Source organism: Thalassobellus citreus, assembly GCF_044385915.1.
Taxonomy (GTDB): Bacteria; Bacteroidota; Bacteroidia; order Flavobacteriales; family Flavobacteriaceae; genus Thalassobellus; species Thalassobellus citreus.
This window is the reverse complement of record NZ_JBISCC010000130.1, coordinates 239,733-251,703: the sequence shown is the minus strand read 5'-3', so window position 1 is coordinate 251,703 and position 11,971 is coordinate 239,733. Positions and strand designations below refer to the sequence as shown.

The following is an 11,971-nucleotide window of genomic DNA, read 5'->3' as shown; positions in this document are numbered from 1 at the left end:
AATTGAAGTCAAATTAATAAGGTTCCTGACTTTACAGGAATAACAATATTATGGAAATTAAATACGATTCAAACGGACTAGTACCAGCAATAATTCAAGACGCTACAACAAAAAATGTATTGATGTTGGGGTATATGAATGATGAAGCCTATAAAAAAACAATAGATACAAAACAGGTAACTTTTTTTAGTAGAAGTAAACAGCGTTTATGGACTAAAGGCGAAGAAAGTGGTAACTTTTTAAATCTGGTAGATATAAAGAACGATTGTGATAATGATTCTTTACTTATTCAAGTAAATCCAGTTGGACCAACATGTCATAAAGGAACAGACAATTGTTGGGGAGAAGAAAATAAATCAAATTATGGTTTCTTTTCAACCTTAGAAGATGTTATTACTGAACGTGTTGCAAATAAAGATACTCAAAAATCTTATGTAGCTAGTTTATTTGCAAAAGGCATTAATAAAGTAGCTCAGAAAGTAGGCGAGGAGGCTGTTGAAACCGTTATTGAGGCTATGGATAATAATGATGAGTTGTTTCTTTATGAGTCGGCAGATTTATTGTTTCACTATCTAATGTTGTTACAAGCCAAAGGGTTTACTTTAAAAGATATTGAAAAGGAATTAATAGGAAGGCATAAATAATTAATTGAAACAAAAAAGGTGTTAGATTAAACTTAACACCTTTTTTGTTTCATAATATTTGATATTAAGCTATCCAACCTTTTGACTTTGATGTTTTTGAAAACCATACTAAGAAAATAGCAAAAACAATAATGCTAATAGTCATTGCAATATTGTCAGTATAGCCTTTTGTTAGTGAATATCCCATTTGCGCAATAACAGCCAATAATGATATTAAAAATAAACTGTATGCTATTTTTTTTCGCAATAAAAGACAAATTGCTCCAATAAGTGCTGAAAATACTGCGATAGCAAAAGCACCCATAGTCCAAGAAGGTAAACTAGCAGCAATTTCAAGCTGTTCAGGTGTATATGAGTTTCTATAGCTCTCAGTATTATAAGCTTGACTTAAATATCCGTTAACTCCAAGTCCATTCCAAATTAGAGCTATTATACTCACAATCCAAAACCAGATAGGAGGCTTGTTTGTTAATGTTGCATTCATAATAATTTATTTATAGTTAGTTAATAGCAATACAAGTTATAAAATTTTTGTTATAATTAATAATTAACTTACTTTCCCAGCTCTTTTTAAAATTTAAATGAAAAAATACTTCTACGTTATTACCATTCAATATTTAGGCTATCGTTTTCATGGTTGGCAAAAACAACCTGATGTAAAAACGATTCACTTGATGATTGATAGAACCTTAAATTTTATTTTAGAAGGCAAACGATTTAAAAGTTTGGGTTCTGGAAGAACTGATGCAATGGTTTCGGCTGAAAGTGCTGCATTCGAATTGTTTCTATTTGAACCTATTGAAGATGAAACTGCTTTTTTAGAGTTGTTTAATCATAATTTGCCACAAGATATTCGAGCGTTAGGTATTAAAGAAGTTGATGCTCAATTTAATATCATTCAGCATTCAAAAGTTAAAGAATATATTTATTTGTTTGCTTACGGTGAAAAATGTCATCCGTTTTGTGCACCAATAATGACGACTATTTTAGATGATTTAGATATAGATATCATGAAAAAAGGTGCTAAACTTTTTGAAGGTGAGCACTATTTTAAATCCTACTGTTTTCGTCCTACTGATAATGGCATCTATAATCGTGAAATTCTAAGTTGCGAATTGGTAGAAAACACCGTGTATACAGCTAATTATTTTCCTAAAAAAACATACTTATTAAAAGTGAGAGGCAAAGGGTTTATGCGTAATCAAATTCGATTAATCATGGGGACTCTCATCGATTTAGGTAAAGGTAAATTGACTATAGAAACGATAGAAAACAGTTTGAAGCCAGATAGCGACATTAAAATGAATTATATTGCACCTGCTTCGGGTTTAATTCTTAATAGTATTGAATTTGAATAGTTAATGGTGTTTTGTAATTTAGACAACCAATTAACGACATAAGTTTTAATCTTTCAATTAAACAATTATGAGTCATACAGTGTCAAAAGACGTGTTTTCGTTCTTCAAGAAATTAGAAAAAAATAACAATCGCGATTGGTTTAACGAAAACAAACCGGAATTTAAAGCTATTGAAAAAGACGTTAAGGCATTTTATAATACAATTTATGAAATCTTAAACACACATGATTCTATTGATAAATTAAAAATTTTTAGAATCTATAGAGATGTGCGTTTTTCAAAAAACAAATTACCTTACAAAACACATTTTGGAGGTTCGTTTCATAGAACCAAGCCACATTTAAGAGGTGGTTATTATTTGCATCTTCAACCTAACAATGAAAGTTTTATTGCAACTGGTTTTTGGGAACCTGCTCCAGCCGATTTAATGCGTATTCGTAAAGAATTTGAAATGGACGACTCTGAAATTAGAGAGATATTATCTAATGAGGAATTTAGTAGTATTTGGGGAAATACATTTGTGGGTGATGAAGTAAAAACAGCACCTCGCGGATTTAATAAAGAGCATAAAGCCATCGATTTAATAAAAAAGAAACAGTATATATTTACTAAGAAATATACCGATAAAGAAGTGCTAGACCCTAATTTTATAAATGAAATAAGTAATGCATTTAAAGCTATTCGCCCATATTTTGATTATATGAGCGATGTGCTTACTACCGATTTAAATGGTGAGTCGTTAATTTAGTTTTGTCATTTCGAAAGCATGCGATAAATCGCATATCTTTTGCTAACGCTTATTTTAAACAGCTTCTAGCAACTCAGGTTTTTCAAAAAGTTGAATATTACTCAATAAACGTTCTTTTACAATATTCATCATACGCTTGTTTAATGCTGATGAATTTTGAATATAAATTAAATATTCTTCAACAGTAAATTGCCCGATAATCATACCTTTTAAGGAGTTTCTAAATTTTATGTCTTTCTGAATAGTATTTTCAATATAATCTATCCGTTTTTCAAGTGTTAAACCATAAAAAACAGATTTATGCTTAACAATGTAATTTTTAAAAACTTCAATAAGCAAATCATTTTGAAGTTTAATAACAGGGCGCAATACTAAATTCTGGAAACGCTCATCACTACTCATATTATCATTAATTGTTGCAGAGGCAATGGTAGGACGAATACTTTTTAAATTTAAGTGTCTTTCATTCATGATTTAGAGTTTTAATAAAAATATAAATTATTAAACCTGAAAATATTTTTGAAAACGATACTTGTTAACTGGGTTATTAACAAAATAGATTTTTATCTTTAAAAAAAAATATGTTTTAGATGTAATTTCGAAGCAGAATCAGTTCAAAAAATATAGATTTTACTTTGCCTAAAACATGTAAATACGAATATTAAAATTTATTAAAAACACATGAGATTTCATACTAGAAAATGGGTAAAACCAGAAGATTTAAATGCTAACGGAACGTTATTTGGTGGCCGATTATTAGAATGGATAGACGAAGAAGCTGCGTTATATACCATCATACAATTAGAGAATCAAAAAGTTGTAACAAAATACATAAGTGAAATAGATTTTAAAGCCTCGGCACGACAAGGTGATATTATAGAAATAGGCATTGAAGTGGTTAATTTTGGGAGTGCATCATTAACATTAAGTTGTGAAGTAAGAAACAAAATGACTCACGAAACAATTATAACTATTTCAAACATTGTAATGGTAAATATTGGATCAGATGGAAAGGTTAAACCACATGGAAAAACTCAAATAGAATATGTGCACGATAGATTAAAATAATTAGGCTTTAAAATTTATAATCAATTTTGCTTTTCTGTTAAATTATAATCGTTTTTTCTCTATTCCATTAATAATATTATAAAAGTAATATAGATTGTTGCCTAATACCTATTAAAAAAACTAGTTTTTTTTAAATTTGTCAACTTGCTAAAAATGAAATTAATTTTTAGTAATGATAAATATATAAATAAATAGAATATAAAATAGAATTATGAGTAAATCATTGTTTGATAAAGTATGGGATTCGCATGTAGTGCGAAGTATAGCAGATGGACCAGATGTGTTTTTTATAGACCGTCATTTAATTCATGAAGTTACGAGTCCTGTAGCCTTTGTTGGTTTAAAAAGTAGAGGTTTAAGTGTATTGTATCCAGAGCGTACGTTTGCTGTTGCAGATCATAATACACCAACTATTAATCAACATTTACCAGTTGAAGATCCTTTATCGGCAAATCAGTTAAAAACATTAGAAGATAATGCTAATGAATATGGTATTAGTCACTGGGGATTAGGACATCAAAACAATGGTATTGTTCACGTTGTAGGACCAGAAAACGGTATTACACTTCCAGGAGCAACTATTGTTTGTGGGGATTCACATACATCAACTCACGGTGCATTTGGTGCTATTGCTTTTGGTATTGGTACTTCTGAGGTTGAAATGGTTTTAACCACACAATGTATCATGCAACCTAAGCCAAAGAAAATGCGTATTAGCATTAACGGGCCTTTAAGCAAAGGTGTAACGCCTAAAGATGTTGGTTTATATATTATTTCTCAATTAACAACTTCTGGTGCTACGGGTTATTTTGTAGAATATGCAGGTGATGTTTTTGAAAACATGACTATGGAAGGTCGTATGACGGTTTGTAACTTATCTATTGAGATGGGTGCACGTGGTGGAATGATTGCTCCAGATGAAAAAACATTTGAGTATGTAAAAGGGCGTCCTATGGCTCCTAAAGGTGCAGATTGGGATAAAGCCATGGCATACTGGGAAACTTTAAAAACAGATGAAGGCGCTACTTTCGATAAAGAATTAGTTTTTAATGCTGCAGATATAGAACCAATGATTACTTATGGAACCAATCCAGGAATGGGTATGGGGATTTCTAAAAATATTCCTTCTGCAGAATCTGTTGAAGGAGGTAAAGCAACTTACGATAAGTCTTTAGCTTATATGGGTTACGCTGAAGATGAACAAATGATTGGTAAGAAAATCGATTACGTATTTATTGGTAGTTGTACTAACGGACGTATTGAAGATTTCCGTGCTTTCGCTTCTATTGTAAAAGGAAGACAAAAGGCCGATAATGTTACGGCTTGGTTAGTACCAGGATCTCATATTGTTGAAGCTAAAATAAAAGAAGAAGGCTTATTAGATATTTTTGAAGAAGCTGGATTTGTTTTAAGAGAACCAGGTTGTTCTGCTTGTTTAGCAATGAACGATGATAAAGTACCGGCAGGAAAATATGCTGTAAGTACTTCTAACAGAAACTTTGAAGGTCGTCAAGGACCAGGATCAAGAACATTATTAGCAAGTCCATTAGTGGCTGCAGCCGCTGCAGTTACAGGCGTTGTTACAGATCCAAGAGAGCTTTTATAAGTTTGCAGTTAACAGTCAGCAGTTCTCAGTTAAAAACTGAATAATATTGTTGATGTATGAAAATTAAATAAAAATATAATATACTGCCAACTGATTACTGGCAGACTGAATACTAAAATTATGGCTTACGATAAATTTACAACACTAACAAGTACTGCAGTTCCATTGCCAATTGAGAATGTAGACACCGATCAAATTATACCAGCTCGTTTTTTAAAAGCGACTACGCGTGATGGTTTTGGAGATAATTTATTCCGTGACTGGAGATATAATGGTGATGATACACCAAAACAAGATTTTGTTTTAAACAATCCTATATATAAAGGAAAGATATTAGTTGGAGGTAAGAACTTTGGTTCAGGATCTTCTAGAGAGCACGCTGCTTGGGCAGTATACGATTATGGTTTTCGTTGTGTAGTATCTAGTTTTTTTGCAGATATTTTTAAGAATAACTGTTTAAATATTGGTGTATTACCAGTACAAATTAGTCCAGAATTTTCAAATGAAATATTTGAAGCTATTTATGCCGATCCTAATACAGAGTTAGTGATTGATTTACAAGCTCAAACTATTACGTTACCAGCTTCTGGAACACAAGAGTCTTTTGATATCAATGGATATAAAAAAGATAATATGCTAAATGGTTTTGATGATATAGACTATTTACAAAACATGAAAAGTGAGATTGAAACATTTGCAGAATCTCGTCCTTTTTAAATGAGTTTGAAGAAAATAGAAATAATGGATACGACATTGCGCGATGGTGAACAAACCTCGAGCGTGTCGTTTTCTGCTTCAGAGAAGCTTACTATTGCAAAGCTTTTACTAGAAGAATTAAAAGTAGATCGTATTGAAATAGCATCGGCACGTGTGTCTGAAGGTGAACTTCAAGCGGTTAAAGATGTTACCCAATGGGCTTCTGAAAACAACTATTTAAATGCTGTTGAAGTATTAACTTTTGTTGATAATGGTGTGTCTATACAGTGGATGATTGATGCAGGTGCAAAGGTTCAAAACCTGTTAACTAAAGGTTCATTAAATCATTTAACACACCAGCTTAAAAAGACTCCAAATCAGCATTTTAAAGAAATAGAAGAAAATATCGCTTTCGCGGAAGAAAAAGGTATTGATACGAATGTTTATTTAGAAGATTGGAGCAATGGCATGCGAAATTCTAAAGACTATGTTTTTCAGTTTTTAGCCTTTTTAGCAACGCAACCTGTAAAGCGTATTATGCTACCAGATACTTTAGGTGTTTTAACACCAGAAGAATCATACACTTATATTAAAGAGATTAAAGATTTATATCCTAATCTACATTTTGATTTCCATACGCATAACGATTACGATTTAGGCGTATCTAACGCTATGGAAGGTTTAAAAGCAGGAGCCGATGGTTTGCATTTAACAATAAATGGTATGGGTGAGCGTGCAGGAAATGCACCAATGGCCAGTACTATTGCAGTTATTAATGATTTTATGCCAAATATTGAAATTGGCGTTAATGAAACCTTTTTATTTACTATTAGTAAGTTAATAGAAACGTTTTCGGGGGTTATGATTCCGTCTAACAAACCTGTTGTTGGTGCTAATGTATTTACACAAACAGCTGGAATTCATGCTGATGGCGATAATAAAAACAACTTGTATTTTAGTGAGTTGATGCCAGAGCGTTTTGGTAGAACACGTCAATATGCTTTAGGAAAATCGTCTGGAAAAGCTAATATACAGAAGAATTTACAAGAATTAGGACTTCAGCTTAATGATGCCGATTTACGAAAAGTAACGCAACGTATTATTGAGTTAGGAGATAAAAAACAAGTGGTTACTAAAGAGGATTTACCTTATATTATTTCGGATGTTTTAGATAGAACCTATGAAGAAAAGGTAAAGGTAAACTCTTATGTGTTAACACATTCTAAAGGGTTGAAACCTTCAACAACGGTATCAATTACTATAAATAATGAGACTTTTGAAGAGCATGCGCAAGGTGATGGACAGTTTGATGCGTTTATGAATGCTATTAGAAGTGTATTTAAAAAGAAAAATATGATACTTGCTAATTTGATTGATTATGCGGTGAGAATACCTCCTGGAAGTCATTCGGATGCTTTATGTGAAACCATTATTACTTGGAAAAATGCTGATAGAGAATTTAAAACTCGTGGTTTAGATTCAGATCAAACAGTATCTGCTATTAAAGCTACTGAGAAAATGCTAAACATTATTATTAGTTAGAGGGCTAAATGGTTAGCGCGTTAGGGATTGATGCGGCATCCTTTTTTGTTATTAAAAACAAAAAAGATATAGCTGAAAGCCCGACCCTTTTTAGGGTAACGCAAGAAAAAATAAATTTAAAAATAAGATTAAAAACAAAATAGATGAAATTTAATATTGCTCTTTTAGCCGGAGACGGCATAGGACCAGAAGTAATAGATCAAGCTGTAAAAGTGAGTGATGCTGTTGCTGCAAAATTTGGACATGAAATAACTTGGAAACCAGCTTTAACAGGTGCTGCAGCTATTGATGCTGTTGGAGAACCTTACCCAGACAGTACACATGAGGTTTGTGCTGCTGCTGATGCGGTTTTATTTGGAGCTATTGGGCACCCAAAATTTGATAATGATCCTTCTGCGCCTGTACGTCCGGAGCAAGGTTTATTAAAAATGCGTAAAAAATTAGGCTTATTTGCCAATGTACGTCCAACATTTACATTTCCTTCTTTATTAGATAAATCCCCTTTAAAACAAGAGCGTATTGAAGGTACTGATTTAGTGTTTTTACGTGAGTTAACTGGTGGAATTTACTTTGGCGAAAAGGGTAGAAGAGATGGTGGAGAAACAGCTTTTGATAACTGTGTTTATACAAGAGAAGAAGTACAACGTTTAGCTAAAAAAGGTTTTGAATTAGCAATGACACGTTCTAAAAAATTATGTTGTGTTGATAAAGCCAACGTATTAGAAACGTCTCGTTTATGGAGAGAAACGGTTCAAGCTATGGAAAAAGATTATCCAGAGGTTGAAGTAAGTTATGAGTTTGTTGATGCGGTAGCGATGCGTTTGGTACAATGGCCAAATAGCTACGATGTATTAATTACTGAAAACTTATTTGGTGATATTTTAACTGATGAGGCTTCTGTAATTTCAGGATCTATGGGACTTATGCCATCTGCATCTATGGGGTCTGATATTGCTTTATTCGAACCAATTCACGGATCGTACCCACAAGCAACTGGATTAAATATTGCAAATCCTATGGCAACTGTTTTATCGGCAGCTATGATGTTTGAAACAGCTTTTAACTTACCAGAAGAAGGTAAAGCTATTAGAGATGCTGTTAATAAAGCCTTAGCTGGGGGAATTGTTACTGAAGATTTAGCTGACGGTGGAAAATCATACGGTACTAAAGAAGTTGGTGACTGGTTAGCTGCTAATATCTAGTATAAAGGAATTATTTTTAAATAAGGAAAGAGGATTCAGTATATTTATTGAATCCTTTTTTATTTATATAATATGGGAGCTGTTACATCTAAATCAATTATAATTTGTTTAAAATTAAGTTTATGAAGAAAATCATGTTAATTAGTTTATTAATTCTTTCCCCTATACTTATCTGTGCTCAAGAAACAAGTATAAAAGCTAACATATCAGGATTGGCTGGAATTCCAAATTTTGGTATAGAAACAAAATTGGGAGAGAAAACAACTTTTCAGTTTGATGTAGCTGCCTCTTTTTGGACTATTAATGGAAATCCTATTAGATTTATTACACTTTTTCCTGAATTTAGATTTTATCCTAGAGTAAGTGGGTATGGTTTTTTTACTGGTGTGCATATAGGAGGATCAAAATATAAACTGCAAAAATGGAGTAATTATAATACAGATTCTTATCAAGAGGGGTATAGTTTGTTTTATGGTGTAACTATAGGGTATCAATTCAATTGGAATGATAGGCTTAATTTAGAGTTGTTTCTAGGAGGAGGTAATCAACAAGGTTATTATAAAGGTTATAAGCTTTCTACAAACAATCGTATAGATGGTGCTAAAAAATATAATAAAAGTGGTGAGTTTTTACCTTATAGAGGAGGTTTGATGTTAGTTTACAAATTGAAATCCTCTAAAAAGAACAAATTATCTAAGCTTTAAAACTCTATTATAAATTATTATAGAGTTATAGCAATATATATATTAATCTTAATACTAATATTTGCAGTTTCTTAAATGGAATTTAGGTTACTAGGCAACTCAAAAACCTCTAATTCAAAGTAGGGAAGGGCTGCTAATAAATGATCGAAGATATCAGACATAATATATTCGTAATTTTCCCAACGCTTATCGCTACTAAAAGCATAAATTTCTAAAGGAATTCCTTGAGTGGTTGGTGCTAATTGACGCGCCATAATCATCATATCTTTATTAATAGCAGAATGATGCTTTAAATACGAATCGATATATTTTCTAAAAACACCAATATTAGTCAGGTTTCTACCGTTTAATAATAAGTCTTTATTAATTGTATTTGTTTCGTTATACGTTTTAATATCTGCTTGTCTGCCTTCTAAATAAGAGGTTAAAAGTTGAATGCTTTTTAGTTTTTCAACATCAGTATCTGTTAAATATTTAATACCATCTTGTTTAATAAACAAAGCTCGTTTTATTCGTCTGCCTTCAGAACTCGTCATTCCTCGCCAGTTTTTAAACGAATCGGAAATAAGGGCATAGGTTGGAATGGTTGTGATGGTTTTATCGAAATTCTGAACTTTTACCGTGGCTAAATTTATTTCAATAACATCACCATCGGCACCATATTTTTCAAAAGTTATCCAATCCCCAATGCGTACCATATCGTTTATAGACACTTGAATACTGGCAACAAAGCCCATAATAGTATCTTTAAATACTAATATGATAACTGCCGAAATAGCTCCAAGACCTGTAACAAACTTTAAAAACGGAATATCTGTAGCAATAGCTATAGCCGACATAAATCCAGCTATCCATGCAAAAATCATGAATACTTGAATATAACTATCTATAGGTTTATCTTTTAAATTGGGTAAGGTTTTTAAATAATCTTTTACAGTGTTTAGTAGGCTTCTAACAATCCAAAGTGTTAATATAATGGCAAACACTTTTAACCCTTTTTCTACAAAGTTTTCAAAAGGAGGGAAGTCTATAAAAACAATATCAATAAACTCTAAAGCAATTAATAATGGGATAATATGTGCAATATTACGAGGCACCTTATTTTTTACTAATAAATCGTCAAAATTTGATTTAGAAATTTCGGCAAATTGAGTAAATGCTGTTAATAATAGTTTCCTGATGACAAAGTCTACAACAAAAACAATAATAAGTAACGCAATCAATAAGGCTAGCATATTTAAATACTTCGCAGATTGTGCGCTTAATTGAACGGTATCCACTAAATAATCATACAATAGGTGTGAATACTTAGTATTTTCAATAACTTCTGTTATAGTATCAGTTTGCATTACGCTTTAGTTTTTAAATATTTTCTTTCTACATAAAAGGTTCCGAAAGGAATTATAGATGCTAATAGCACAAAAAGAAAGGTTTTATTTGTCCATTTCATTTCACTTTTAATTAAAAAAGCTAGAATAATGTATAATATAAAAAGCATACCATGTGGCAAACCTAGTAGTTTTACATATTGAGGATCGCCTGTAAAATATTTAATAGGCGTTGCTATAAATAATAATAAAATATAAGAGATTCCTTCTAAAAGAGCCGTAATTCTGAAAATATTAAGTAATGAAAACATAAATTAATTTTCAAACAAAAATAAACTAGAAAAAGAATATAACCTTGATTTAAAGTATATAAATCCTAAAAGAAATTAATTAGAATTTATAAGGCATTAAAAATGATAAGACCATAGATAGCAAAACGAACAAAGCGTAAGGCTCCGTAAATCATCACATTTTTAAAAGGAAACTCAATAATACCAGCGGCTATACAAGCAATAGAAAAGGGTAGTGGTAATACAGCTCCTACCATAATTAAAAAACCACCCCATTTTTTAGAGTTTTTTAATTGTTTTTCCATTTTAACTTCAATGTATTTATGTACCGAAGGAATTTTGGTAATAGTTCGCCCTAGCCAATAAGAAAGAAGTCCGCCACCATAAGACAAAACCGATAAAATTCCTAAATATAACCAAGGACTATACATTTTTCCTGCCCAAGCAATGAATATTTCTGGAGGAACAAGACCTAAAAGTGTTTCGGAAACAAAAAAGAAACTTAAAACACCGTAAACAGGAAGTATTTCGGTTAGTTGTGTTAAGGCTTCATTTATATTAAAAAAATGATTAACCGTATACACCAAAACCACTATACCAATAATATATGGCAATGCTTTTTTTACAGCGTCCCATACAAAAGTATAAAACCCTGTATAAGAGTAGTATTGATGTAGTAGTTGAAATTTAGATTTTCCAACTTTAGATTTGGGATCTGATTTAGGTTTCATTTTCACTGATAAATTTTAGGCACGCAAATATAAGTGTATAATTTTTGAGTTTAA

General features: G+C 31.6%; 14 protein-coding genes. 9 read left to right on the top strand and 5 right to left on the bottom strand.

Annotated elements, in window-relative coordinates; translation table 11 throughout:
• Nucleotides 1-50 precede the first annotated feature (50 nt).
• Nucleotides 51-644: a bifunctional phosphoribosyl-AMP cyclohydrolase/phosphoribosyl-ATP diphosphatase HisIE gene (gene hisIE, locus ACH5TX_RS18860; protein WP_439341045.1), complete on the top strand. Its 594-nt coding sequence runs from the start codon at nt 51-53 to the stop codon at nt 642-644.
• 64 nt (nt 645-708) lie between these two features.
• On the opposite strand, the gene ACH5TX_RS18855 is transcribed toward hisIE, so the two are convergent.
• Complete coding sequence (locus ACH5TX_RS18855; protein WP_439341044.1) at nt 709-1,128, bottom strand: hypothetical protein; 420 nt, start codon at nt 1,126-1,128, stop codon at nt 709-711.
• Between the two features lie 97 nt (nt 1,129-1,225).
• Here ACH5TX_RS18855 and ACH5TX_RS18850 point away from each other — a divergent pair, with 97 nt between their 5' ends.
• On the top strand, nt 1,226-2,002 hold the full coding sequence (locus ACH5TX_RS18850) for a tRNA pseudouridine synthase A (RefSeq protein ID WP_439341043.1): 777 nt from the start codon (nt 1,226-1,228) through the stop codon (nt 2,000-2,002).
• A 67-nt stretch (nt 2,003-2,069) separates the two neighbouring features.
• The gene (locus ACH5TX_RS18845; protein ID WP_439341042.1) at nt 2,070-2,750 is read left to right on the top strand and encodes a DUF2461 domain-containing protein; all 681 of its coding nucleotides are present in this window, start codon (nt 2,070-2,072) and stop codon (nt 2,748-2,750) included.
• Between the two features lie 54 nt (nt 2,751-2,804).
• Here the strand turns inward: ACH5TX_RS18845 and ACH5TX_RS18840 are convergent, their stop codons facing one another.
• The gene (locus ACH5TX_RS18840) at nt 2,805-3,221 is read right to left on the bottom strand and encodes a glyoxalase (RefSeq protein ID WP_439341041.1); all 417 of its coding nucleotides are present in this window, start codon (nt 3,219-3,221) and stop codon (nt 2,805-2,807) included.
• Nucleotides 3,222-3,431: 210 nt separating this feature from the next.
• Between ACH5TX_RS18840 and ACH5TX_RS18835 the strand changes: the two genes are divergently transcribed.
• From ACH5TX_RS18835 to ACH5TX_RS18810, 6 genes are all read left to right on the top strand, one after another.
• Nucleotides 3,432-3,818, top strand: a complete 387-nt coding sequence (locus tag ACH5TX_RS18835; RefSeq protein ID WP_439341040.1) for an acyl-CoA thioesterase — start codon at nt 3,432-3,434, stop codon at nt 3,816-3,818.
• 211 nt (nt 3,819-4,029) lie between these two features.
• The gene (leuC, locus tag ACH5TX_RS18830) at nt 4,030-5,424 is read left to right on the top strand and encodes a 3-isopropylmalate dehydratase large subunit (protein ID WP_439335571.1); all 1,395 of its coding nucleotides are present in this window, start codon (nt 4,030-4,032) and stop codon (nt 5,422-5,424) included.
• A gap of 120 nt (nt 5,425-5,544) precedes the next feature.
• Nucleotides 5,545-6,141, top strand: coding sequence for a 3-isopropylmalate dehydratase small subunit (gene leuD, locus ACH5TX_RS18825; protein WP_439335572.1), 597 nt, complete (start codon nt 5,545-5,547; stop codon nt 6,139-6,141).
• On the top strand, nt 6,142-7,662 hold the full coding sequence (locus ACH5TX_RS18820) for a hydroxymethylglutaryl-CoA lyase-like TIM-barrel protein (RefSeq protein WP_439341039.1): 1,521 nt from the start codon (nt 6,142-6,144) through the stop codon (nt 7,660-7,662).
• A 143-nt stretch (nt 7,663-7,805) separates the two neighbouring features.
• The gene (gene leuB, locus ACH5TX_RS18815; protein ID WP_439341038.1) at nt 7,806-8,864 is read left to right on the top strand and encodes a 3-isopropylmalate dehydrogenase; all 1,059 of its coding nucleotides are present in this window, start codon (nt 7,806-7,808) and stop codon (nt 8,862-8,864) included.
• A gap of 122 nt (nt 8,865-8,986) precedes the next feature.
• Nucleotides 8,987-9,568, top strand: coding sequence for a DUF3575 domain-containing protein (locus ACH5TX_RS18810; protein ID WP_439341037.1), 582 nt, complete (start codon nt 8,987-8,989; stop codon nt 9,566-9,568).
• 71 nt (nt 9,569-9,639) lie between these two features.
• Here ACH5TX_RS18810 and ACH5TX_RS18805 read toward each other — a convergent pair whose 3' ends face one another.
• The 3 genes from ACH5TX_RS18805 to ACH5TX_RS18795 form a co-directional block, all read right to left on the bottom strand.
• Complete coding sequence (locus ACH5TX_RS18805) at nt 9,640-10,917, bottom strand: mechanosensitive ion channel family protein (protein WP_439341036.1); 1,278 nt, start codon at nt 10,915-10,917, stop codon at nt 9,640-9,642.
• The gene (locus tag ACH5TX_RS18800) at nt 10,917-11,207 is read right to left on the bottom strand and encodes a DUF3817 domain-containing protein (RefSeq protein WP_439341035.1); all 291 of its coding nucleotides are present in this window, start codon (nt 11,205-11,207) and stop codon (nt 10,917-10,919) included. Before ACH5TX_RS18800 ends, ACH5TX_RS18805 begins: the two co-directional genes overlap by 1 nt.
• An 86-nt stretch (nt 11,208-11,293) precedes the next feature.
• Complete coding sequence (locus tag ACH5TX_RS18795; protein ID WP_439341034.1) at nt 11,294-11,917, bottom strand: YqaA family protein; 624 nt, start codon at nt 11,915-11,917, stop codon at nt 11,294-11,296.
• Nucleotides 11,918-11,971: the final 54 nt, after the last annotated feature.

Coding starts and splice junctions, on each gene's coding strand:
- hisIE (WP_439341045.1), top strand. CDS start 51: ATGGAAATTAAATACGATTCAAACGGACTAGTACCAGCAATAATTCAA.
- ACH5TX_RS18855 (WP_439341044.1), bottom strand. CDS start 1,128: ATGAATGCAACATTAACAAACAAGCCTCCTATCTGGTTTTGGATTGTG.
- ACH5TX_RS18850 (WP_439341043.1), top strand. CDS start 1,226: ATGAAAAAATACTTCTACGTTATTACCATTCAATATTTAGGCTATCGT.
- ACH5TX_RS18845 (WP_439341042.1), top strand. CDS start 2,070: ATGAGTCATACAGTGTCAAAAGACGTGTTTTCGTTCTTCAAGAAATTA.
- ACH5TX_RS18840 (WP_439341041.1), bottom strand. CDS start 3,221: ATGAATGAAAGACACTTAAATTTAAAAAGTATTCGTCCTACCATTGCC.
- ACH5TX_RS18835 (WP_439341040.1), top strand. CDS start 3,432: ATGAGATTTCATACTAGAAAATGGGTAAAACCAGAAGATTTAAATGCT.
- leuC (WP_439335571.1), top strand. CDS start 4,030: ATGAGTAAATCATTGTTTGATAAAGTATGGGATTCGCATGTAGTGCGA.
- leuD (WP_439335572.1), top strand. CDS start 5,545: ATGGCTTACGATAAATTTACAACACTAACAAGTACTGCAGTTCCATTG.
- ACH5TX_RS18820 (WP_439341039.1), top strand. CDS start 6,142: ATGAGTTTGAAGAAAATAGAAATAATGGATACGACATTGCGCGATGGT.
- leuB (WP_439341038.1), top strand. CDS start 7,806: ATGAAATTTAATATTGCTCTTTTAGCCGGAGACGGCATAGGACCAGAA.
- ACH5TX_RS18810 (WP_439341037.1), top strand. CDS start 8,987: ATGAAGAAAATCATGTTAATTAGTTTATTAATTCTTTCCCCTATACTT.
- ACH5TX_RS18805 (WP_439341036.1), bottom strand. CDS start 10,917: ATGCAAACTGATACTATAACAGAAGTTATTGAAAATACTAAGTATTCA.
- ACH5TX_RS18800 (WP_439341035.1), bottom strand. CDS start 11,207: ATGTTTTCATTACTTAATATTTTCAGAATTACGGCTCTTTTAGAAGGA.
- ACH5TX_RS18795 (WP_439341034.1), bottom strand. CDS start 11,917: ATGAAACCTAAATCAGATCCCAAATCTAAAGTTGGAAAATCTAAATTT.